Annotated in this window: 24 protein-coding genes; 5 read left to right on the forward strand and 19 right to left on the reverse strand. The window is 52.0% G+C overall.

Annotated features, from left to right (window positions below; all coding sequences use genetic code 11):
- Positions 1-20: 20 nt before the first annotated feature.
- Positions 21-563, reverse strand: a complete 543-nt coding sequence (locus MKX63_RS02650; RefSeq protein WP_341015081.1) for a MarR family winged helix-turn-helix transcriptional regulator — start codon at positions 561-563, stop codon at positions 21-23.
- Positions 564-894: 331 nt separating this feature from the next.
- Here MKX63_RS02650 and MKX63_RS02655 point away from each other — a divergent pair, with 331 nt between their 5' ends.
- Together MKX63_RS02655 and MKX63_RS02660 are read left to right on the forward strand one after the other, a co-directional pair.
- Positions 895-1,488 (forward strand): RNA polymerase sigma factor, encoded by a 594-nt coding sequence (locus MKX63_RS02655; protein ID WP_341015083.1) that lies wholly within the window; start codon positions 895-897, stop codon positions 1,486-1,488.
- Complete coding sequence (locus MKX63_RS02660; RefSeq protein ID WP_341015084.1) at positions 1,454-2,602, forward strand: DUF4179 domain-containing protein; 1,149 nt, start codon at positions 1,454-1,456, stop codon at positions 2,600-2,602. Before MKX63_RS02655 ends, MKX63_RS02660 begins: the two co-directional genes overlap by 35 nt.
- 109 nt (positions 2,603-2,711) lie before the next feature.
- On the opposite strand, the gene MKX63_RS02665 is transcribed toward MKX63_RS02660, so the two are convergent.
- From MKX63_RS02665 to MKX63_RS02675, 3 genes are all read right to left on the reverse strand, one after another.
- Positions 2,712-3,833 (reverse strand): TolB family protein, encoded by a 1,122-nt coding sequence (locus MKX63_RS02665; protein ID WP_341015086.1) that lies wholly within the window; start codon positions 3,831-3,833, stop codon positions 2,712-2,714.
- A 103-nt stretch (positions 3,834-3,936) separates the two neighbouring features.
- Positions 3,937-5,409, reverse strand: coding sequence for a sensor histidine kinase (locus tag MKX63_RS02670; RefSeq protein ID WP_341015088.1), 1,473 nt, complete (start codon positions 5,407-5,409; stop codon positions 3,937-3,939).
- On the reverse strand, positions 5,406-6,098 hold the full coding sequence (locus tag MKX63_RS02675; protein ID WP_036723597.1) for a response regulator transcription factor: 693 nt from the start codon (positions 6,096-6,098) through the stop codon (positions 5,406-5,408). Before MKX63_RS02675 ends, MKX63_RS02670 begins: the two co-directional genes overlap by 4 nt.
- Before the next feature lie 253 nt (positions 6,099-6,351).
- Here MKX63_RS02675 and MKX63_RS02680 point away from each other — a divergent pair, with 253 nt between their 5' ends.
- The gene (locus tag MKX63_RS02680) at positions 6,352-6,747 is read left to right on the forward strand and encodes a hypothetical protein (protein ID WP_341015089.1); all 396 of its coding nucleotides are present in this window, start codon (positions 6,352-6,354) and stop codon (positions 6,745-6,747) included.
- Between the two features lie 229 nt (positions 6,748-6,976).
- Here MKX63_RS02680 and MKX63_RS02685 read toward each other — a convergent pair whose 3' ends face one another.
- On the reverse strand, positions 6,977-7,666 hold the full coding sequence (locus tag MKX63_RS02685; RefSeq protein WP_341015090.1) for an ArsR/SmtB family transcription factor: 690 nt from the start codon (positions 7,664-7,666) through the stop codon (positions 6,977-6,979).
- 95 nt (positions 7,667-7,761) lie between these two features.
- Here MKX63_RS02685 and MKX63_RS02690 point away from each other — a divergent pair, with 95 nt between their 5' ends.
- Positions 7,762-8,382, forward strand: coding sequence for a flavin reductase family protein (locus MKX63_RS02690; protein ID WP_341015091.1), 621 nt, complete (start codon positions 7,762-7,764; stop codon positions 8,380-8,382).
- On the opposite strand, the gene MKX63_RS02695 is transcribed toward MKX63_RS02690, so the two are convergent.
- The 7 genes from MKX63_RS02695 to MKX63_RS02725 all read right to left on the reverse strand — a co-directional run bounded on the left by MKX63_RS02695 (position 8,379) and on the right by MKX63_RS02725 (position 15,095).
- Positions 8,379-8,903 (reverse strand): helix-turn-helix transcriptional regulator, encoded by a 525-nt coding sequence (locus MKX63_RS02695; protein WP_341015092.1) that lies wholly within the window; start codon positions 8,901-8,903, stop codon positions 8,379-8,381. The two genes, MKX63_RS02690 and MKX63_RS02695, sit on opposite strands and share 4 nt — an antisense overlap.
- Before the next feature lie 356 nt (positions 8,904-9,259).
- On the reverse strand, positions 9,260-10,315 hold the full coding sequence (locus MKX63_RS02700) for an RNA-guided endonuclease InsQ/TnpB family protein (protein ID WP_445323515.1): 1,056 nt from the start codon (positions 10,313-10,315) through the stop codon (positions 9,260-9,262).
- Positions 10,316-10,514: 199 nt separating this feature from the next.
- On the reverse strand, positions 10,515-10,931 hold the full coding sequence (locus MKX63_RS02705; protein ID WP_445323472.1) for a hypothetical protein: 417 nt from the start codon (positions 10,929-10,931) through the stop codon (positions 10,515-10,517).
- Positions 10,932-11,156: 225 nt separating this feature from the next.
- Complete coding sequence (locus tag MKX63_RS02710) at positions 11,157-11,714, reverse strand: hypothetical protein (protein ID WP_341015095.1); 558 nt, start codon at positions 11,712-11,714, stop codon at positions 11,157-11,159.
- 16 nt (positions 11,715-11,730) lie between these two features.
- On the reverse strand, positions 11,731-12,615 hold the full coding sequence (locus tag MKX63_RS02715; protein WP_341018500.1) for a DegV family protein: 885 nt from the start codon (positions 12,613-12,615) through the stop codon (positions 11,731-11,733).
- 329 nt (positions 12,616-12,944) lie between these two features.
- Positions 12,945-13,958 (reverse strand): S66 family peptidase, encoded by a 1,014-nt coding sequence (locus MKX63_RS02720; RefSeq protein WP_341015097.1) that lies wholly within the window; start codon positions 13,956-13,958, stop codon positions 12,945-12,947.
- Between the two features lie 102 nt (positions 13,959-14,060).
- Positions 14,061-15,095, reverse strand: a complete 1,035-nt coding sequence (locus tag MKX63_RS02725) for an AI-2E family transporter (RefSeq protein WP_341015098.1) — start codon at positions 15,093-15,095, stop codon at positions 14,061-14,063.
- Between the two features lie 235 nt (positions 15,096-15,330).
- Here MKX63_RS02725 and MKX63_RS02730 point away from each other — a divergent pair, with 235 nt between their 5' ends.
- Positions 15,331-16,170 (forward strand): SDR family oxidoreductase, encoded by an 840-nt coding sequence (locus tag MKX63_RS02730; protein ID WP_341015099.1) that lies wholly within the window; start codon positions 15,331-15,333, stop codon positions 16,168-16,170.
- A gap of 74 nt (positions 16,171-16,244) precedes the next feature.
- Here the strand turns inward: MKX63_RS02730 and MKX63_RS02735 are convergent, their stop codons facing one another.
- The 7 genes from MKX63_RS02735 to MKX63_RS02765 all read right to left on the reverse strand — a co-directional run bounded on the left by MKX63_RS02735 (position 16,245) and on the right by MKX63_RS02765 (position 23,098).
- Positions 16,245-16,991 (reverse strand): hypothetical protein, encoded by a 747-nt coding sequence (locus tag MKX63_RS02735; protein WP_341015100.1) that lies wholly within the window; start codon positions 16,989-16,991, stop codon positions 16,245-16,247.
- 192 nt (positions 16,992-17,183) lie between these two features.
- The gene (locus MKX63_RS02740) at positions 17,184-17,633 is read right to left on the reverse strand and encodes a hypothetical protein (protein ID WP_341015102.1); all 450 of its coding nucleotides are present in this window, start codon (positions 17,631-17,633) and stop codon (positions 17,184-17,186) included.
- A gap of 26 nt (positions 17,634-17,659) precedes the next feature.
- A complete protein-coding gene (locus MKX63_RS02745; RefSeq protein ID WP_341015103.1) occupies positions 17,660-18,577 on the reverse strand; it encodes an ABC transporter ATP-binding protein in 918 nt (305 codons plus the stop codon).
- Positions 18,574-19,584 carry an ABC transporter ATP-binding protein gene (locus tag MKX63_RS02750; RefSeq protein WP_341015104.1) on the reverse strand — a complete coding sequence of 337 codons (1,011 nt, stop codon included), beginning with the start codon at positions 19,582-19,584 and terminating at the stop codon, positions 18,574-18,576. Before MKX63_RS02750 ends, MKX63_RS02745 begins: the two co-directional genes overlap by 4 nt.
- A 14-nt stretch (positions 19,585-19,598) precedes the next feature.
- Complete coding sequence (locus tag MKX63_RS02755) at positions 19,599-20,444, reverse strand: ABC transporter permease (protein WP_341015105.1); 846 nt, start codon at positions 20,442-20,444, stop codon at positions 19,599-19,601.
- Between the two features lie 4 nt (positions 20,445-20,448).
- Positions 20,449-21,399 (reverse strand): ABC transporter permease, encoded by a 951-nt coding sequence (locus MKX63_RS02760; protein ID WP_341015107.1) that lies wholly within the window; start codon positions 21,397-21,399, stop codon positions 20,449-20,451.
- Between the two features lie 85 nt (positions 21,400-21,484).
- Positions 21,485-23,098, reverse strand: coding sequence for an ABC transporter substrate-binding protein (locus MKX63_RS02765; RefSeq protein WP_341015108.1), 1,614 nt, complete (start codon positions 23,096-23,098; stop codon positions 21,485-21,487).
- Between the last annotated feature and the right edge of the window lie 24 nt (positions 23,099-23,122).

Here is a 23,122-nt window from a genome sequence, read left to right on the forward strand (position 1 = left end):
GTTCGTATTCTCTTCTTTTCTCAGTAGCTGAGATAATTACTCTTCGTGCCTGTGCTCGGCTTCTGTTCAGGCTGTACAGGAACTGGAATGGCAGCATTCTGCCCTGCCAGCTCCAGCAGCGTCTCCGAGAACCCTTCCAGATTCCCGATCATCCGCTCATAGAACCGGCTCTGCTGCTCCAGCTCCTCCTCCGTAAAGCCCTCGAACAGAAGCGTAATACACCTCGCACCGATGTTGCCGTTACGCTGCACCATCTCCCGGCCGCGGTCTGTAATATCCAGCAGCACAGTCCGGCGGTCATCCTCCTTACGCCTGCGTACCGTATATCCGCCCGCTTCCAGCTTGTCGCTGAGCGCTGTTATAGCGCCTGAGGTGAAATCAAGCTGCTCCGCCAGATCGCCGAGCCGCTGCTCCCCGTCGCGGATGATTTTGTGCAGAATCAGCATTCCCGGCAAGGCCACTCCCTCCACGCTTACCCGGTCACGCTCCTTAACGAACCTGCGTACCAGCTTACGGAACAGATGATCCGCCTGCTCCAGCCGCTCCCATTGTCTATACTCCATGTTCTCTCTCCTCTGCTATTCATCCACGGGACGCAAATAGGCCCCCGGTCCATTCCCTGTTCGGGAACTGTAACGGGAGCCTTTGGTGGTCCAATCAGCTCAAATCTCAGGTATGATGTTCACAGCGATTCTTTCACTGTTCATTTAATTAGCGGTGAACGATTGCTGTTATCATATACCCCTTTAAACCAACCTGTCAAGTATGAATTAGAAAAATAAGCTTGGACCGGCTAACCCGCTTATACTCGTAATTCCCTTGTGTATAAGATTGTGTCACAATACGTGGCATTCCGATTGTTATATAGGTATCCAACCAAAGGAGGTGAGGTAAGTGCAATTAACCGTCCCCGGGGAAGCGGACGAACGAAGCTTAATGATCGAGCAGGCTGTAGAGGCTGTGAAGGCTGGAGACAAGCAGTCGTACGAAATCATTATTAAGCGGTTTCAACGCCAGATTTATACCTATTGCTTCTATATTCTCAAAGACCATACCGAAACAGAAGATGCCGTTCAGGAAATCTTCATCCGCGCCTATGCGAACCTTCACCGCTATGGCAGCAGCACTTCCTTCTCAGCCTGGCTGTACAAGATGGCTTACCACCATCTAATCAATTTGAAGAAACAACAAAGCCGCTGGCTTAGATTAGTAGAGCATTACAAGGAGCAGCAGCGGCAGGAGCAGGTCCCGCCAGGTGAATCGGTAACCTCCGAGCTAATGGCCTGTCTGACCACAGAGGAGCGTCACATCCTGCTGCTGAAGGCGGTAGAGCAGTATACCTTCGAGGAGATCAGCGGGATTATGGGGATCAAGGCCAACACAGTCCGCAAAAAATACGAACGGCTGCGCAAAAAACTGCTGGAGCGTGCCGGCCAAAAAGGAGCGAGGATGCATGGAACAATATCGGGAGCGAACAAGACATCCTGAGATGGATGCCATTGAACAACAGATCCGGGAGTCCGTTAAGCCAAGAGCGGAGTTAAGCACGATCATTATGAATAAGATTGGAGAGGAAGAAATGAGCAACATAACAAGATCAAGAGCAGCGAAGGCCAGATCGGGGTTCATCAAAAAAACAGCTATCGCCGCCGCCATCGCCGGGGTATTGGGTGCAGGCGTTCTGGGTGCTGGCTTCGTGTCACCGGCAATGGCAGAGACGCTTAAGAAAATTCCGGGGATCGGCATTCTTTATCAGGGAACAAGCCCACAGTCGCTTGAGCTGGCCAAAAGCCAGGGGATATTGTCACAGCCGGGTCTCAGCGTAACCCATAACGGAGTGACACTCAAGCTGACGGATCTGCTCTATGACGGCACACGGCTTAGCTTCCAGCTTGAGCATGAGGGCGGATTAGATTTCTCCGGCGGAACTATAGGACAGTTGATCGAGCCTCCGGCCGTCTTGGCTGACGGGCAACCGGTTAAATTCACTTCAGGAGCCTACGGCGATATTCCTTATCAGGATAATGCTTATCTGGCCGAGCTGTCGGGCGATTTAAATCTGCCGAATGAATTTACCCTGACGGTGGAGGCCAAGGTGAAGTCAATGAATGAGACCTTTACATTCGTTGCACCTGTAAAAATCATGGATACCGCGCTCACGGTTACTCCGAATATCACCAAAACAGAGGGTGCCTTCAGCTATACTGTCGAACAATTAAAGGTCACTCCGGTATCCACCCGTCTGGTTCTGAACAGTCAGGGTGAGGTGCCGCAATCCGCAGAGCAGTCCGGCGAATATCATGCCAGCATGATGTACTATGAGCTTGTAGATGACCAGGGCAATTCTATTGACCCTAATAGATACGGATTCTACGACAGCAAGCCGAAGACAGAATACCATCTGAATGAGCTGTATCCTCCTTTTGCTAACACGCCTAAGACCATAACCATCAAGCCGTATACTCTGACCGTTAAGAACGATGACTTCACCATTGTGGGGCAGAAGAAAGACAGCAATGGCAACATTCTGCCGGGAAGCGAGAATCTGGGCAAACGGACTTATCTGAAGAATCTGGAGACCACGATCACCCTCCAGCCTTAGTGCATTAATGCCAGCCGTCAAGCTGTTCATCATCTAAAAAGCAAGGCTGTCCGGGTAGCCGTCATGCGGCTGATTCCGGGCAGCCTTTTGCTTTTGTCGCATAAAAGCGTTACGACAGGCTGATCACGTAGGTCAGAAACTGATAGATATTATCCTTCAGCACCGTAGCTGTAGCCAGCAGCTTCTTACCGGATGGACTCCAGTGGAGAGAATCAGCCAAACGAAAATCATTCAGCACAGGCGTCTGCTCTCCGGTCTCCACCTCGGTAATGAACAGGTCCTGCTGGTCATCCGTTGAACCGGCCGCCGTGACCGCATAAGAGAGCAGCTTGCCGTCCGGCGACCAGCTGGTGCCGAAGATCTGCTGCCCCGATGCTAGCTTAGACTGCTCATTGCCCTCGCTGTCACAGAGCTTCAGCGTCATCTCTCCGCGTCCGGTACGCTCGACAATCGCCAGCAGGCTTCCGTCCGGGGAGGGAACCGCCCAGATCACATTTTTTCGCAGCACCTTGGTCTGCTTCGTCACTGTGTCATAGGCGCTAAGCTGGCTGTCTTCACCAGTAACATAGAGAATCCGGCTGCCGGTCTGAACCACCTCATGCACATAGGGAATGCCCGTCTTCAGGATCGTCTCCTGCTTGCCGGTTAGATCGGCACTTCGAATATTGCCTTCCATATCAGGAAAAATCACATGCGCGTCATCCGCCCATTTCCCTTCCTCTACCCGAAACTCCGCATCGCTTACCTTCACCGGAGCACCTCCGGACAGATCCATAATATAGCCGAATCCTGTGTTGTCGTACAGCTCCTTGAAGAAGATATGCGTCTTGTCCGGGGAGATTTGCGGCGCGCCATAATTCAGCTCTCCAACCTGCAGCGGAGCTTCCTCACCTGTGGACAGGGTATGCAGATAGAGATTCAGCGGATACCGTTCCTGTCCTTCAATCACCTGCGGGGGGAGACTGCGGTTCTCCTTGGTCACTACCATTACATCCTCACCGGCAAAATCCGTCCCCCGCACACCATCCACCTTCTGTATGCCGTCAAGCTTCAGCTTTGTGTAGACCGGTTCGCTGATATTGTCGAGGACTGTAATTTTGCGGCCTGCCTTCTCTACAACCTCACGTGTATCTGTGTTCTCAGTACTACAGGCAGTAACTGATAGCAGAACAGCTCCGCAGAGCAGAATGCTCCAGATTTTGCCGCTGGCTCTAAGGCTCATATGATTCATTCAGGCTTCCCTCCAGCTCATCGCTCATGTTGCCTCTTCAGCATACCGGACGCTTATTTCCAAACTGCATCTCAACTATATCCAACTTGTAAACATTATCCCTTCAGGTCACCAGCGGAAAAGACAGCTCAAACGCTGCTCCTTCGACTGAGCCTTCCAGCAGGGCAATGGTGCCGTCCTGCTTCTCCACCAGATTACGGACCAGCGAGAGACCAAGCCCTGTGCCGCCCGAGGCTCTGGAACGGTCACGATTGACCGTATAGAACGCTTCGAAGATCTTCTCCCGCGACGCCTCGGGAATGCCGATGCCGGAATCCTGCACAGTAATCCATACCCGCTGCTCCCTGATCTCGCTGTGCAGATGAATACTCCCTTGAGGGACATTATATTTGATCGCATTGTCCAGCAGATTGATGAAGATATGCATGAAGCTCTCCCGGTCAATCCAGATATGCGCGGGCTGGGCGTCAAGCGTGACTGTGAGGCCGTAGCGCTCCGCCTTGCCTTTCATCCGTCCGCAGATATCGCGCAGCGTACTCTCAACCTCCAGCAGCTCTGCCTGGGATTCAAAATCATACTTCTCCAGTGCCGTCAATTGCAGCACCTTCTCCACCATCTCGTACAGCCGCTCTGTCTCCTTGGCAATGCTCAGCTTAGCATCATGCAGCAGCTTGGGGTCATCGTCATACATATTCAGCAGATCGACATACGCCTTAATCGAGGTCAGCGGCGTCTTGAATTCATGGCTGATGTTCCCGATGTACTGCTTCTGCTGCTGCTCCAGCGCCTGAAGCTTCTCCACGGCCAGCTGGAGCTTGCGCCGTTCTTCATCCTTGGCGGCAATACTGCGCTCAATCTCCCGGCTCATGAAGTAGATGCCCTCGGCCAGCTCCCCCAGCTCATCCTTGCGCCGCACCGGCGGAGCCGTGATATAGTTGGCCCCGCGGATATCCTCCGCCGCCTTCTTCAGCCGTCCGATGGAGGCAGCCGCACGGTTGAAGTACAGATACCCGAGGATGAAGCTGAACACCAGCACCGCGCCGCCTGTCGTCAGGAACAGATTCAGCAGTGTCTGCTGGAAGCTGCGGGCGCCCTCCAGGGAATACTGCAGCTGCACCACGCCCATCTGCCCCTCCGGTCCCTGCAGCGGGGCCAGATAGAACAGCTTGTCGCCTTCACTCTGGTAGGCGACCTTGTTATTCAGCGCGTAGTCCAGCGCTGTGCTGAGATCCGGCTTGCCCGGACCCGGCTCAGGCCCGCCTTGCGCCGAGGTGCCTGCCTGCTGGCCCTGGCTGTCGTACAGGGTCACCTCCAGGCCGGTGAATCCGGCCAGCTCGGCAGCCAGCGCCTTGCCGCGCTGCTGCATGAAGACCTGCGGCGTAAGGCGCGCGCCTGTATAATACGTCTGCTTCACGCGCAGATTGACCGTGTTGACATGCTGGGCCAGACTGCGCTCCGTCTGGCCCTGCTCATTGCGCTCCACGCCGCGCAAGACGAAGTAGCTCAGCACGCCGACGGCCAGAATCAGCAGTGCCGCCAGGAACAGGCTGAACTTCAGCTTAATGCTGATTCTCATGAGTAGCTCCCCGCAGGTACGGCCTTATAGCCTACGCCGTAGACGGTTTGCAGGATATTCTGGTAGGGCTCCCCCAGCTTTTTGCGCAGCCGCTGGATATGAATATCTACGGTGCGCGTTCCCCCGGCATAGTCCATATCCCAGACCTGCTCCAGCAGCTCCTCGCGCATATACACCCGCTGCGGGTGCGAGAGCAGCAGATGCAAGAGATCGAATTCCTTCGGGGTCAGCTCCAGCGGCTCGCCGCCAAGCTCGGCGCTGCGCCGGTCCGGGTGAACCTGCAAGAGGCCGTATTCGATCAGCTCACTGCGGACCTCAGCCGTATTCTTCTCCAGCCGGCGCAGCAGCGCCTTCACGCGGGCCAGCAGCTCGCGGATCTCGAAGGGCTTGGTCATATAATCGTCTGCACCCAGCTCCAGACCGACAATTTTATCGACAATATCATTCTTGACCGTCAGCAGGATGATTCCAATATCATCCCGGTCCTCCAGCTTGCGGCAGACATCATAACCGCTCAGCTTCGGCATCATTACATCCAGCACCAGCACATTCGGACGGAAGGTATTCGCCTTGCTTAGCGCTTCCTCCCCGTCACCGGCAGTATCGACTTCATAGCCTTCACGCCGCAGCGCGTAGGCAATCGCACTCACAATGGCCGGTTCGTCATCGACGACCAGTATTTTTTTCATAGACGGTTCATCCTTCCGCTCGCGCTTGTTCAGTTCGGGTCATGCCCTTCAAGAATAACGCAGATGAAGAAGCCGGAGCAAGGAACCTGCAGAGACAAGCAAAGTTTAGGTTATCTTTAAGAAGACTTAAGCTTCATTTCAGTATAGTTGGGTAAACTGTACTTAGCTGAAGTTCACAAGCCGCCGTAAATGATGAACCTTGACCGATATAACCAACCACGAAAAGAGGATTATACACATGAATATAAAACATATGAATATCAAGCGCGTAATGATTGTAGGAACAATGATCGTAGCCATGTCGTTCGGAGGAACGGCTTGGGGCAAGCCGGCGTTACATACCCTTCCTGTCGCCAAATGGTCCACCTCAGATGTGGCCGATACCGATGAGCTGCTGGATGCCCTGAACCTGAACCCGGCCTCTGACGAAGAGCTATACGACGCCTTGTATGACGGCAAATCCCTGCGCAACATCGCTGAAGAGAACGGCGGCAACGTGACTCAGGTCATCAACCTGCAGGTCAAGCAGCTGACCCGGCAGCTCGAAGCCAGACTCGCCAGCGGCAGCATCACCCCGCAGCAGTTCAACGCGCAGAAGGCCGAGCTCAGGGAGATTGTGGCGCAGAGTGTCGAGACTTCATTTGGGTGAGTGAATGAATCGGAGCAGCGACAATTAAATGTGACTTAAAGTATTTAAATAAGCTGTCCTACGAGCAGTACACTGCGCGTGGAACAGCTTTTTTATATGCGCTACTACTTCACTTGTTCATCTGGCCCGTTGGCTTCTGTGCCCACCGAATGTATTCGGTTTTTCGCATACATTCGGCCCACATCCCATGCTCTCGTCCAATGTATTCGGTTTTTCGCACACATTCCCCCTAATTCAAATCCAGGGAGAATATTTCTTCAAAACCCGCTTTCCCCTTATTCGTGACCTGTACTGCACGTGTACCCGGCAGACGCCGGACCCAGTCCAGCTCCAAGACTCTCTCCAAAAGGGCATTTCCTAGGGCTCCGGCCAGGTGGTGGCGGCGTTCGCTCCAATCCAGGCATTGATGCGAGAATTGACGGCGTTTCTTTGCAGCTTCGTTCAAATCAACGCCAAAGTCGGCAAAAAACTTCTCCCCATGCTCCGTCACCGTATACCTGTCCTCTTCTTCAATCAAAATACCGCTGCTTAGCAATGCCTGGGTTAATTGTACCCCTACGTTCCCGGCGAGATGGTCATAACATGTTCTGGCATAACGCATTGCCTTGTTCTGCGAGGATTGCCGTAAAGACTTAACCGCCACAGGCGGAGCAATCGACAATAAGGATTCCATCACCCGCGCAACCTCTTGATTTCCAATCGCAAAGTAACGGTGTCTCCCTTGTTTCAAAGCGGTAACCACGTTGGCATCGATCAATTTCGCTAAATGAAAGCTTGCCGTTTGAGGCTTAATTCTTGCCATATAGGCTAACTCGCTTGCCGAATGGAACCTTCCATCCAGCAGAACGGTTAAGATTGCCGCCCGTGAAGCTTCACTTACTAGAGCTGCGATGATCGCAACATTCGGATTGGCCTGCATCCTAAACCTCCTTTTTGTATTCCATACTTCGATGAGTGTTGAATTATTTATATTATACACTGAAGCAGGATCTACAATATGGGAGGAGAAATACAATGAACCCTACGAAGCAAAGAATGAACACTGAAACGATACAACCCAAGATTTTATATTATGGAACTCCTGTCATCTTACTGAACACCTTAAATGAGGATGATACCGTCAATATCACCCCTATTTCGTCCTCCTGGGCCTTGGGAGACTGTATAGTACTAGGAATTGGCCTTGGGGGAAAAGCCATCGAGAACCTGGAACAGCTTCCCGAATGCGTCATCAACATCCCCGGCCCTTCACTATGGGAGAATGTGGAGCAGCTTGCTCCCTATACGGGTAAGAATCCTGTCCCTGATTACAAGCAACAACATGGGTACTCCTATCAAAAGGATAAATATGCTGCCAGCGGACTCACACCCGTATCGTCCAAAACAGTTAAGCCTTCACGAATTATGGAATGCCCGTTACAAATTGAAGCAAGCGTCCAACATATTCGTATACCGGATCATTCGCCTGGCTTTGCCATCATTGAGGCGCAGGCTGTTCATGTACATGCCCACCAGGATATTATTATCGATGACAATCATATCGATCCTCTGAAATGGAGTCCGCTCATCTACAATTTCCGCCATTATTTTGGTCTGGGTCATCAGCTCGGCAAAACCTACCGGGCAGAAACCTAATCCTTACGGTTGATGTCCCACACTCCCGTAGAGCAGAACTCGACCTTAAGGCCGGATGTGCCTGTAATATCTTCGAGAACCGGTACAATTAAATCCGAATAGCGGTGATATAACCATTCTGCAGCAAAACGGCTAGGACTGTAGACGCAGTAAGTCTCCCCCAGCTGCCTCCCCTTCGTGCCCTTGAACCAGGTGTTGAAGCTGGGCGGCGAGATGCGGGTTTGAATATGATCCAAAGCCTCAGTCCAGACCTCATCCGGCAGCTCGATGGGAGGGCTTACAATTTTATCAGAAGCTGAACCGCCGCTAACACTATCCCCTAACAGAAGCTCTTCCACCGACTTCCCGAAGACCTGTCCAAGCTTCAGCAACACCCCGATATCAGGCAGGCAGTCTCCCTGCTCCCACTTGGAAACCGCCTGATGGCTTACGCCAACTAAGCTGGAGAGCTCTGTCTGGGTCAGGGATAACCCCTTCCTTAAGTTCAATATATTCTGCCCGGCTTTGTTATTATCTATCAACGTGACGACACCTCCACTCTACTATCACTCAACACAGCCAATAGTAGCATAGAAGGGATGATATCGAAATCGAGGGTAAGTTGAATAATGCGCATCCCTTTCGCAACGTTAGGTTGCAAAAGCTATACAATCATATCCCCCACCCCAGTTCTCTCTATATCAGACCTGACGCCGTATATTGACTTGAATTTGGAATAGTGATCCGCCCAGATCAATACCTGTTCACTTTTGAACCTCCACACCCTTAAAAGGGTGGGATTCTTAGCTAGTTAGTGGGTGCATACGTTTCCGCTTTACCCTACTGCTAAGTTAAGGGCGAGTTCATTCACCCATCCTAGATCAGAGCGTATAGCTATCTAGGCTGGCAGACTATTACCATCTGCCACAGGTTGACGCATGATGTTGATGGCACCGACCCGATCTCGATGTGCTATATAACCGCAGTCGCACTGATACGTTCGATCCTTTGCTTTGTTCCGCTCTCCACAAGAGGGACAGGTTTGCGATGTGTAAGCCGGATTCACTTCAACCACTTTGATTCCAGCGAGTGTCGCCTTATACCCGATGAACATTTGCAACTGATAGAACGACCAATGATGCAGATTTCTAGCGTTTTTACGACTTGTTCTTGTCGTCTTACGGATATTCGTCAGTTTCTCCAGCTTGATGACAGACACCTTTTCTTGAATCGCCATATTCACGATCTGGCGGCTGATTTTGTGATTCTGATCTTTCATAAAACGACTTTCCTTGTCGTTCTGTTTACGGATCGCTGATAACTTTTTAAGCTTTCCTAATTTGCGGCGATAGGCACTGTACTTACGGCGAACAAACTTGTTTTTACGTCCATTTCCGCAAAACTTTGTCTTGCCGCTAGAGGTTACGACAACAGCAGGAACTTTCAAGCCTAAATCAATCCCCATCACTTCATGACCCTCGGCTGGCTCAGTGGGGCATTCGATTGAAATTTGAACAAACCATTTCGCTGATTTTTGAACCACGCGCAGAAGTCCAAGCTTCCCATTCGAAAGCATGTCCCGCTCCCGATCCGAAAAAAGCGCAGGAACCATAAGACGTTGTACTTTTCCTTCCAGGATCACGGGGAAAGAAATATGGTTGCCCCAAATCGTATAATTTTGATTGTTCACGTAGTACACCCTCTTTTGGAGAAGAGGTCGCTTCTTCGTTTTCTTGAACCGCTGAAATAGGCTTTTGGCGTCTCGAATCACTTGATTCTTTACGGCAGAGGGGAGATTGGCATGAACGGTTTTTGAAGTTAGCTTCGGGAACGTTCCAGACCTTTCGGCTTGCTCCGTTAGTTGGTTGACGGTACAAATGTATTCGTTGCCCATATCCACCAATACAGACGGATGGGTTGGGAAAATGCGGATTTGAATCGTTACGGTTTGCAGGGTTTCACCCCCCTTGTTTTTTTGTTCCTCAACATATTGTTTGATCGTTTCGGTACGGTTGTTTTCGTATTTATATAGGATTGTCTCATACCTAGATTGTAGCAGTTAAATAATTTAACTGCCTCAAAAATATGCGCTCATTTAATATAATTTTGACAACATAAGGATGTTCCTTAAACAAAGACAATTCATCCCACCCCTAAAGGAGCGGGTTTTCTCGACTAATTTCTGTAATGAATTGATCCAGCGTACCCGGGATTTCCAGCTGCTGAAGTTCTTCGGGTAACGTAGCGAATAGAGCATCCTCCATATTGGTATAAGAATAGGATTGCAAGCCTCTTGCGTAGAAAATGGAGGGTTGAAGCTCAATATGATCCGTCAGCTTCATCTCGTTATGTTGATTCACTAATTCCGTTAATATCTCTTCCATTTGTTCAACGGCCCTTGTAACAGAGGGTTCCAGCAAAATAGCTTCAAGCTGCTTGGTCTGCCGGCTAACCTCAGGGCTAATCTGCGCCAGCTCCCTGGACATCCATTTGTAGGTTCCAGGCCGGAGCCTTTTATTATAGAGAAAAATCAATTGAACTGCCTGCTCCACCATGCGGTTGATAAGCAACCTGGCCGACAACGGTTCGCCCCGGAGGTCTGCAAGTCCTGCGTGCGCACTCACATTTTATTTTACCGGTAACCTTATGTTAACACCTCGCCCAGAAATTACTAGACTATTCATTTCACTTCTGTTATCATTTAGATTGAAGTCTTGATAATAATACTATTTCATAACAAAACGGCTGGTCAGGTTCCCCTGATCCAGCCGTTTTCTGGTTATTTCGATATTACATTATCGGTTCCGGCCCCGATCACTCAGATACCGCCCAACCGTCTCATCGCTCCAGATATGCGCTTCGACGTACCGCTCGGGGCCGTATTTTCCGTCATTGTTCCAGTTCTGCGGTAACCCGTACTTGTCGATGATGCCCACAATCTCGGAATAGGTATACAGGGTATGCCTGTACTCTTTGCCATCGTTAATCAACGGGCTGAAGGTCGGCATGGAGTCCCCATAGGTAAAAGAAATCGTGTTCACCTCAAATTCCTCAATCGGAATCTTGAGCGATGCGCCATTCTCAAACCACGTGCTTAGCCACGGACTGTGTTCAACTACCATATAATGCGGGGAGGACCGCTGGACCACACCGCCCTTACGTATAAATTCCGACCGGATGCTGCTCTCGCAGTTCTGCCGATATTCCACATACTTATCGTGTCTTTGGGCGCTCTGGGCCTTGGGCTTGGTCTCTTTAATCGTCTCCAGCACAGCCCTCGCCTGATCGCCTGGCAAATCGGATAGGCTGACAAACGGACCCACAGATGCATCATAATAATGGTATAAGAACATCGTTCCGCTCCTTTTCCTAGAGCACAGACTCCAGCACTTCATCCTCAGCATCAATACTATTCAGGGCCGTACGGTTAATCCAAGACAACGCCAGTGTTCCCTCGCCCATATGAGCACCTACCACCGGGATAAAGGGCATAATCTCTGTACGCACCGAAGGGGACATGGCCTTAATAGCCCACTCCAGGCTCAGCGCCTCTTCTTTATTGTTCGCGTGCATAATACATACATCCTGGAAGCGGCCGTTTTCTTCCTGGATGGTCTCCAGCAGCTTTTGCTTCGTCTTCTTGAAGGTGCGGATTTTATCAACAACGACAATCTTGCCCTCATCGAACCTCAGAAGCAGATGTATCCGCATCAGTTGGCCCAGCAGGAACTGGGAGCCGGAGAGCCGTCCGCTGCGGTGCAGCTGGCTTAGGCTGGCCGGGATGATATAGAAGGACATTTCCTCAATTATATTATCAATTCTGTGCTTGATCTCCTGTGCAGAGCAGCCTGCCTGCTGCCAGTGAATACCGCGCAGCAGCATCTCACGGATGGGGTATGCGCCTACTTTGGAATCAATACCCATTACGTTCACTCCAGCAATATCCGCCGCCTGCATTGAGGTGTTGAAGGTTCCGCTAAGCTCGGAGGAGCAGTGGATCGCAATAATCTCGTCATACTCTTCCTTCAGACGCTCGTATAATTCCACGAACTCGCCAATCGGCGGCTGGGAGCTGCCCACCTTGTCATGCTGACGCATTTTGTCATAGAACTGATCGGCGTTAATATCTATATTTTCTCTATAACATTCATTATTGACGATTAGACGGAGGGGAACGATATACACATGGTTATTCATAGCGAATTCAGAATCAATGGTGCTGGTGCTGTCAGTCACCCAGGCGATGGATTTCATAGTCACTACTCTCTTTCGTGAGGGATTCACTGCTCAGGAATCGGCAGCTATGGCTGTCTGTATATTCATAAATTATACAGGATGCAAGCTATGCGTAGAGTATTCCTTGAATAATCCCATCACTTTTTTTCAACTAAATTCGACATAAATTCACATTATATATGACGAATATACCTGTTTAAGAGAGGACTGCTTATGGTATGGGAACAGGTAAAAAAAGGATATTCAAACCATTTCATTGGGGCTTTGGAGGGCCAGCTTTTTTCAAGGTTCTATTGTATTTCATACATCGGAAACCACTGAAATTCACCCCACCTGGGACTATTTCTTTAATCCCGGAAGTACTGCGTGACCGTTCCCTTACCTGCCCCAACCACTACCTCTGCAAAAGCGCCGTTCACCAAAGTAACCTGGGGTGGCAGGTGCCCGCAGTCGATATCGTATGCAACCGGCAGGCCCAGCTCATCGGCCAGCTCCTGGTAGACATCCTCAACGGTATAGTTGTCCATAGGGCGGTTAGCCGCGCTACGGCCGAACATAAGACCGCTGCAATGCTCGAACCAGCCCGCCAGCTTCATCTGCACCAGAGAGCGGCGCAGATCGGTCACGGACAGCTCACAGTTCTCTAAGTACCACAGAATCGGCTCGTTGTTGATATAATGCTGCTGGAAGTGCCGGACATCTCCGTAAGGGGTGCCGATCAGATGCCGGATAACGTCAATGCAGCCCCCCAGCAGGCGCCCCTGCATGGCGATAGCGTGATTGCCCACCGTCTTCCAGTTAGTTGCTTCTGTAAGGTTGAACACATGGGGTGACGGCTCGCCTCCCCATTCCAGCTGATATTGCTGTGAGGATGATTGAATTACAGTCCCGCCGCTTGGAGTGGACAATACCTTGTCCCACATGGCGGTTGTCGGGTCTGTCTCTTCTCCCCGGAGATCAATGAAGTTCGTGCCATGAGCAGTGGCAATCCCCGTCTTCAGAGTGACCGCCAGCAGCAGCACACTGATGTCGGAATACCCGAGAATCCATTTAGACTTCATCTTGCTGAAATCCGCCAGCTCCAGCATCTCGATCAGCAGCTCCCCGCCCCAGGGCGGCATGACGAGTCCGATGGACTCATCGGCCATCATCTTGTTGAATTCAGCGGCACGTACGGCGGCCGGGGCCGATTTGGCCTTCTGCTGTGTCCACGCTGTGGGTCCGCAGACTACGCCGTACCCGCTTTTTTGCAGCCGTTCTACAGCCAGCTCAAGCAGTTCACGAAGCGCCTCCCCCACTCCAGATGAGGGTGCAGTTACACCAATAACGGCTCCTGCTTCTAATACTGGATATCTGATCATCTTATGTCTCCTCCAATGCTTAATATGAAAATAAGCGATACCCGAACCTTGTGCAGGTTGAATATCGCTCTATGCGTACTACGGATTATATAATTGGCTGCATCATTCCAGTGAAGGCTTATTGTCCCGGCTAATATCCAGAATATCCAGGAAGAAGACGAAGATCGGTATCCCGAGAATTAGTCCCCACACCCCGATATAATGCTCGGAGAACAATAGCACTACGAGCGTGTAGAACATCGGCAGGTTCATTTTGGAGGACATCAGCTTAGGGTTCAGGAAGTAGCCTTCAATGACATGCAGAACGGCAATCATCACCAGAATGTTAACCGTCAGCACCAGTCCGCCCGTGTTATAGCCGATGATGCACAGCGGAATCAGTGAAATGACAAAGCCGACAACCGGAATCAGGCTAAGCATGAAGATCATAATGGAGAGGGCAAACAGATACGGGAACGGCTCGAAAAAGAAACCAAGCACCCACAGCCCGACCACGGTAAACAAAGTATTGAACAGCGCAATCAGAATCTGCGCTTCAATGACCTTACCGAAGGAGGAGATGAACTTTCTGCCGAAATACTCCAGCTCCACATAGAACCAGGAGATTTTGCTGTCTCTCAAACGGGAGGTAAAGTTGACGATCCGGTTCTTTTCCAGAATGAAGACAAGGCTTAGAATTGTGGACAGGACGAAGGTGGTTCCCCAGTTGCTGATTTTGAAGACATATTCGATCCCCTGATTCAAATAGCTCTGATAATTGAGCTCCTTGACCTTTCGGAACAAGTACTGCATAATTTCATTCTGCGGAATATCATCGGAGGTCAGCGTACCGAGAAAGGTGGTTAACTGCTTGATCTGCGAGAATACCTTGGGCATGTATTTGACGAGTGCCATGACGATCATGCTGATCAGCGCCACATACAGTATAATGATGATGACCTTGCTGTTCACCTTCACGAATTTGCCGATCCGCTTGCTCAGCAGCACCTGAAAGCTGTTCATTACATAAGCAATCAGGAAGGTCAGCAGCACCAGATTCAGCATATCCCTGATACTGTACAGCAGCAGTCCAATCAATCCCAGAATCAAGAAGCGCCGGACTGTTAAATTGGCGACATAACGCTTGAATACTTCCATTGTTCCCTTGTTCCTCTCCATTCGCAGGCGATTAAGATTTTAGTTATAGTGTACCGTACTGAAAACAATTATAGCAACTTTGGCACAGCCCAATTCCCGCGAAACAGCGAACTTTATGTCGATTTTCAGGTAGCTCTATTGCTATATGCTATAATGTGGGCGAAATTGGAACATTTATACCTTTTTCAATAGGTCCAAATCAATGAAGTTCAAACTAATGGAGGCGAAAGCTAGTATGTCAAAAGTAATCTGCATCACCGGAGCATCCTCCGGCATCGGCCTTGCCACTGCACTGAAGTTCGCCCATGAGGGCTGGACGGTCTACGCCGGAACCCGCCATCTGAAGCGTGATCAGGAGCTGTACCAGAATGTAGAGGGTCTGCAGTTCGTAGAGCTGGAGGTGACACAGCCGGAGAGTATTAAGCAGGTGATTGAACGGATAGAAGCGGAGCAAGGCAAGCTGGATCTATTATTCTGCAATGCCGGCTTCGGCTACCTGAGAGCGCTTGGGCAGGCACCGTTCCCTGAGATCGAGGATGTCTTCAATACCAACGTGTACGGGGTAATGCATACGATCCGTGCTGCACTGCCGCTGCTGCAAAAGACGGGCTACGCCCATATTGTCGCCACCTCCAGTGTCGGCGGGCTGGTCGGTCAACCGATGAACGAGGTCTACTGCGCCAGCAAATTCGCAGTGGAAGGGCTGCTGGAGAGTCTGGCCACCTATTACAAGCCGCAGTTCAACATCGACATCACCCTGCTTGAGCCAGGGGCAATCGCCACGGAATTCAATTCAACTGTAATGGGGCATGTCGCCAGCACCGGCGGCGTTCTGGAAGACGAGTACAAGCCCATTCTGGATGCTTATAGAGCGGCCTTCCTGGAGCGCAATGTGGAGCCGCAAACGGCAGACTCTGTTGCGGATGTGATGTGGGAGCTGGTACAGCTTGAGACCAAGCCGCTGCGCCTGCGCACCTCGGAGCGGGCCGAAGCCTTCGTGGCCCGCAAGGTTAGCACCGACCCTACCGGACTGGAAGGCGTACTAAGCACGCGCAGAATTCAGTTAAATATGTAAACATACTGTGTAAGCAGCTGAATATTAATGAACGGTGTACACGGCTTCTTACTGTCGGGAGTACACCGTTTCATTTATTCAGCATCTACCGGAATCAATCCTTCGGGAATGAGCCGGTATTCCATTAACTGACTCTCACCCAAATCAGCAGCTTCGTACACCAGATCATCCCTGAGCATCACGGAATCGGCCTGCAGGGCATCATTCAGATAAGCCTCCTCGGCATGGCCGTTATGCCAGCGGTACACATAGGCCGACATAGGGGTGCCATGTGCTGCAACCACCTCCGTACTCCCATCCCGGTCCACATCCGCTTCACGGGTATGCCCGGTACTCACCTGCAATACTCCAGCCGGTATCCCTAAAGCATCAATGGTGTAATAACTGCTGAGCGACAGATTTGCTCCAAGCCCACCGGTGATTTTGAGGGCCACACCGTCAAACAGTACGCAAGCAGCGGCAGTACTATCACCGGGTTCCCGGTAATTGTAAGTCCCTGACGGACCGAGAAAGTAAGATCCGGCCGAAGACTCCAGTCCAGCATATACATAATCCTCATCCCCGGGCTTCGTGAAGAAGGTAAGCCGGATTCCTCCGAATGCCTCCAGATGTTGTTCCGAAATGATCTCCGCATCTGAAGGAAGACCTGCCCAAGCCTCAGGCTTGAGCGTAGGTTGCATCTCCTGCCAATCCAGCTTAACCGGCTCGGTAACCTGTGTGTTCTCCGCAGCCAAAGTGTCAGCGGAAGATCCGCAGCCTGCGGTAATCAGCATAAGTGGTGCTAGCAGCACTGTGAAGATGTGTTTCAGGATCAAGCTCATCTCTCGTCCCCCTTCACTTTACTAGAACCTATCATCTACCGACCAACGTCTTGCTCCAATCCAAACAAGTGGAAACGGCTTTGCCGTCCTTGTAAAGGACGGTACCCGTTTCAGCGAGAAATAGAAGGATAAGTTATCATGTGCAACATATAAATTCTTATATTTAAACAAAGATCGCCCGGCAATTCCGGTCTATCTCTGGATCGGCTCGATCCGGTAAGCGGCATTCCCGCCATCTGCGGATGATCCGCTGCCTGTAATGTGCCAGCCGAAGGATAATACACCCTCCAGCTGCCGCTTCTGTGATTCAGATAACAACGCCTCGACTGCTTCGCAGCCTTCCTCAAGCTCCAGCTTTGGCTCGATGCCGAAGGCAACTTCAATCCAGCTGCGGATGCCGCGGATGGTATTGTACTTGATCTGGTAGCCTTCCGTTACAGCCTGACGGAACAACTCGGGCTGCTCATCAGCAAGGGTTGACAACTGCCCGTAATCGAACTCATATTTACTTTCATCGGCCGGCAGATCCCCTTCACTGACTCTGCGCAGCAGCTCTTCGTCAGATCCTGACAAAGCGCGCAGCGATTCCAGCAGAAGCGCATCCCATTGTGATAATTTGACCTTATTCTTCATTTCTGTCATTGGTGCATCCTCCCTTTTCGTATAAGTCAATTTCCATAGTCCCCGGCCACATAATGTCCAGGACTCACTTCCCGCAGTGCAGCAGCTTCCTCCGTCCCGCGCGCCGCCGGGTAGGTATCCAACTGAATCCGCTGGCTGGCCTTCATCGGGTCTGTCTCCAGAATGGAGGACAGCAGCGCTTTGGTGTAGGGGTGGAGCGGATTATCGTACAGCTCATCGCTTGGAGCCACTTCCACCAGCCGGCCGCCGTACATCACGCCGATCCGGTCTGCAATATGCCGGACCATCGACAGATCATGGGCGATGAACAGATAGGTCAGCCCGAACTCGGCTTGCAGATCCTCCAGCATATTAACGACCTGGGCCTGGACAGAGACATCCAGCGCAGAGATGGGCTCATCGCAGACGACAAACTCGGGCCGGACCGACAGCGCCCGTGCGATGGAGATCCGCTGGCGTTGCCCGCCGCTGAATTCATGGGGGAACCGGTACAGGTGCTCCCGCTTCAGTCCCACCTTCTCCAGCAGCTCTGCCACCGCCTCCTTGCGCTCTTCGCCTGGATAGAGACCATGAATCCGCATCGGCTCACTGATCAGCTCCAGTACGTTCAGGCTTGGGTTAAGTGAGGAGTACGGGTCCTGGAAAATAGATTGAATCCGCCTGCGGAAGGGCTTCAGCCCTTTCTCGCCCAGCCTGCCAAGCGGCTTCCCGTCATAGAGCACCTCGCCGTCCGTATAATCGTACAGACGGAGCAGACAGCGTCCGACCGTAGACTTGCCGCTCCCGGATTCGCCAACCAGTCCGAAGGTCTCGCCCTGACGAATCTGGAAGCTGACCCCGTCCACAGCCTTAAGTACCGCCTTATCCCGTCCGCGCAGATCCTTGCCCTTCGGGAAATGCTTCTTCAGATTGCTAACCTCTACAAGCACCTTGCGCTCACTCAAGTGAAATCCCTCCCTGCTGTAACTGCCGTCATCTCTTCTGTACCTTCGGTCAGCCAGCACATCGAGCGGTGTCCTGGTGCAAACTCGACTACCGGAGGACGCTCACTGCAGCGGGCGAAGGCATGCGGACAACGGTCCATGAACGGGCAGCCGGGCGGGGGATTCAGCAGGTCGGGCGGTGTGCCCTCGATCGGAATCAGCCGCTCACGTTCACCGCCGCCGCGTTTCGGTATGGAACGCAGCAAGCCCTGCGTATACGGATGCTGAGGCCGGTAGAAGATATCCTGCACCGTCCCCTCCTCCATAACCAGTCCGCCGTACATGACAATGACACGCGTGCAGACCTGGGCTACTACTCCCAGATCATGGGTGATAAGCGCAACTGCTGTATCTCCCCGTTCCTTCAGCTCTTTGAACAGATCAAGGATCTGCGCCTGAATGGTCGCATCCAGTGCGGTGGTAGGCTCATCGGCAATCAGCAGCTCCGGGCGGCAGGAGAGCGCCATCGCGATCATCACCCGCTGGCGCATTCCTCCGCTGAATTCATGCGGATATTGCTTCAGCCGCTGCTCCGGATCACGGATGCCGACCTGGCGGAGAAGCTCCGCCGCTTCGGTATATGCCGCCGCTTTATCCAGTCCCCGGTGTCTGCGGATAACCTCTGTTAATTGCTGGCCGATGCGCTTGACCGGATTCAGCGAGGTCATCGGGTCCTGGAAGACCATTGCAATCCGGTTACCGCGTAAGGACCGCCACTGCTTCTCCGTAAGCCCCTTCAGGCTCTTGCCGCGGAATTCCAGCTTCCCGGCAGTCATTTGTCCCGGCGGTGTGATCAGGGACATGACCGCCTTGGCTGTAACACTTTTACCACTGCCGGATTCCCCGACAATGCCTACGGTCTCACCCGCATCAATATGGAAGCTAACGCCGCGGACGGCCTGATTCTCTCCGTCCCGGGTAGCGAAAGAAACCTGTAAATCCTCAACAGTCAGCAGCCGTTCAGTCATGATGTTCCACTCTCCTATCTCCGGATCAGCTTGGGTTCAAAGCCGACCCGCAAAATATCTCCCAGCACATTAAAGCTCAGCACAGTAAACAGGATCATCAGTCCGGGGAACAGCGCCAGATAAGGCGCCTGGGCAATATACCCCTGTGCGCTGTTCAGCATACTCCCCCATGTGGCATTCGGCGGCTGCACCCCGAAGCCGAGGAAGCTGAGCGACGATTCCATCATAATGGCCGAGGCTATATTATTCGTCGCCCCTACGATAATTACCGGGACCAGTCCCGGGAGGATGTGCCGCCAGATCATGCCGAAGGCACTCTGTCCCGAGGCCTTGGCATATAACACGTACTCCCGTTCCTTGATCGTCAGGGTCTCCGCGCGAACGACACGGGCCACATTCATCCACATCAAGAGAGCAATAATAATGATCAGATTGCCGATGCTCGGCTTCAGATAGACGCTAAGCAGCAGCAGGATCAGGAAGGACGGGATCGACATGATAATATCCAGCATCCGCATCAGCAGATTATCGATCCAGCCGCCGAAATATCCGCTAATCACCCCAACCAGCACGCCCACAAAGGTTGCTACGATCATGGAAGCGAATCCGACCAGCAGTGAAACCCGGCCGCCGTATAAGGCTCTGGACAAATAGTCTCGGCCATAATCATCGGTACCGAACAGATGCGCGGCGCCGGGCTTCGTGAGGCGGGCCATGGCATCCATGGCATTCGGATCATGGCCGGACAGGAAGGCAAAGACCGCCCCCAGTGTAAACACCGTCAATATGACAAGAGCAGCGACACCCAGACCGTTCGTAAACAGCTCGGACTGCAGGTTTTTCCATTTACTGCGATTCATGAGGTCACCCCTTCAGTTTGATTCTTGGATCGACAACGCTGTAGAGAATATCTGCCACCAGATTACCGAAGATCAGCATTAAGGAAGAGAACAGGGTAATCCCCATAATGACAGGATAATCCATCCCCTTCACCGCCGTCATTCCCAGGGAGCCGATCCCCGGCCAGGAGAACACCGTCTCCGTAACAATCGCCCCGGCCACCAGATCTCCCATCGACATACCGATCAGAGTGATGACCGGCAGCAGTACATGCTTCAGCACATGGCGGAACAGAATGGTGGATTTCTTCGAGCCAAAGGCGTACTGGATCTGCACATACTCCTCCTTAAGCTGTCCGATCGTGCTGGAGCGGATATAGCGCACATACCCGGACAGGAAACTGAAGGCCAGCACCGTACAAGGCAATATCCCGTGCTTCAGCACATCCAGCGGCGATTCCACACCAATGGTGCGCATTCCCATGCTTGGAAGCAGATGCAGCTTGATCGCGAACAGGTACATCAGCAGGATCGCCAGCCAGAATAAGGGGATGGAGATGCCGATATAAGCGATAAAATTGATCAGCTTGTCTACCCAGCGGTTGCGGTTCGCACCGGCCGCGAGGCCTAGCGGAATTGCCAGGATTACTGCCAGCGCGATGGCGCTGCCCATTAGTCCCGCTGTCGCAGGCAGACGTTCCAGGATCTGGCCCAGCACAGGCTGGTGATTGACCAGGGAATAGCCGAAATTACCCTGGACCATTTCCTTGATCCAGATGAAATATTGGATATAAGCAGGTTTGTCCAGCCCCAGATTATGGCGGATGCGCTCAATATCATCAGCATGCATATTGGGCGTAACGAAAGACAGCACCGGATCTCCCGGAGCCAGCTTAATCATAGTAAAACAGACCACCGATACGAAAAACAGCATCGGCAATGTTTGCAGCAACCTTCGGACGATGAGTTGTCTCATACGCAGCTTCTCCCAGCTCTTAACAGGCAAAAATAAGCTGGGGAAACCAGCTTATTTTTTTGCCTTGCTTATTTTGTGAGGCCAATTATTTCTTGTAGATCTTGGACAGGTCTTCGAAGATGACGACAGGCTTCAGTACCGCTTCATCAATACCGCCGTAGTTCTTCGATACCGCTACCACAGTCTTAGTATAGGCGATCGGATAGATCGGTGCATCCTCGGCTACCAGTTCCTGTGCTTTCTTGTAGATCTCTGCACGCTTGGCCGGATCTGCTTCGCCTGCACCGTCATTCATCAGCTTGTCAACTTCACTGTTGGAATAATGCGAGTAATTGGATGAGCTGTCCGTAGTGAACAGGATACGGTACGCATCCGGATCATAGCCCATGATATAGCCGGTCAACGCCAGCTCATAATCGGTCGCCTTCAGATCAATGAATTTCTGCACCCAGGCCGAGGAATCCATGTTCTGCAGTTCAACCTCTACGCCAATTGCCTTCAGCTTCTGCTGCACATACAGCGAGATGGCTTCCTGCGCCTTGTTCCCGCTCTGTACGATATAACGGAGCTTCAGGTTGCTCTCACCGGCAGAAGCCAGCAGTTCCTTCGCCTTGGCAGCATCATTGTCAAAGGTAGGGACATCGTTCGTGAAGTACAGCGCATCCGGTGTCAGGAAGGATTTTGCCGGATCAGCATATTCGCTGGAAGTATAAGCCGTCTGGATCAGCTCGTCGCGGCTAAGGGCCAGGGACAGGGCCTGACGGACTTCTTTTTTGGCGAGGGCGCCGGTATCGCTGTTCGCATTGAACATGAGATAAGCGAGGCGGCCTTCGCTATACGGGAGAATCTCAAAATTATTCGTCGCTTGAATCGTAGGAACATCCTTCGGGTCCAGATACTGCACATTAATCTCGCCGTTCTGCAGAGCCAGATTCGCAGCATTGGTATCCTTGGCAATCCGGTATGTGACCGAATCCAGATGCGGCTTTCCGCCGAAGTAGTTGTCGAAGCGTTCCAGCGTCAGGTACTCGCCAGCCTTGTATTCCTTGAACTTGAAGGCACCGGAGCCTACCGGGGAAGCGTTCTTGGTGCTCTTCTCGATGTTAGTCTCATTCTCAAAAATATGCTTAGGAATCGGGGTTACCTGCACCAGTGTAGCCTCAAAGGCCGGGCTGACCTGCGGGAGCTTGAAATCAACGGTCAGATCATCAACCTTGACGGCCTTGATGGCCTTGCCGCCAATCAGGAAGTTGGCCCGCAGGAAGCTGTTCTGCTTCTCGTCAAGGATGCTGTCGATGGTGAACACCACGTCATCTGCCGTCAGCTTCTCTCCATCATGCCAGGTCAATCCATCCTTAAGCTTCAATGTATACGTCAGATTATCGCTTGACGGTGTCAGGCTGTCCGCCAGATAGTAGGTCTTCTTGCCGTTGTTCACCTGGAACAGCGGTGCATACAGCGCCTGGTCAATCGTCAGACTGACACGGTCACCCGCATAGTTCGGGTTCAGTACTACCGGATCGGAAGCGACCCCTATAATCAGACTGCCTCCATCCTTCGGCTCGCCGGCAGCTGGCTCTTGTGATGCAGCCGGTGTCTGTGCGGCATTGGTAGATGAAGCGTTATTCCCATTGGAGCATGCACTGATCACCAGTGTTAATAATAGTAGAATAGCAACCCCTGTTATCCCTTTACGCATTGTCTCTTCCTCCATGTCTATGAG

Source organism: Paenibacillus sp. FSL R7-0179 (assembly GCF_038002265.1).
Classification (GTDB): Bacteria; Bacillota; Bacilli; order Paenibacillales; family Paenibacillaceae; genus Paenibacillus_AQ.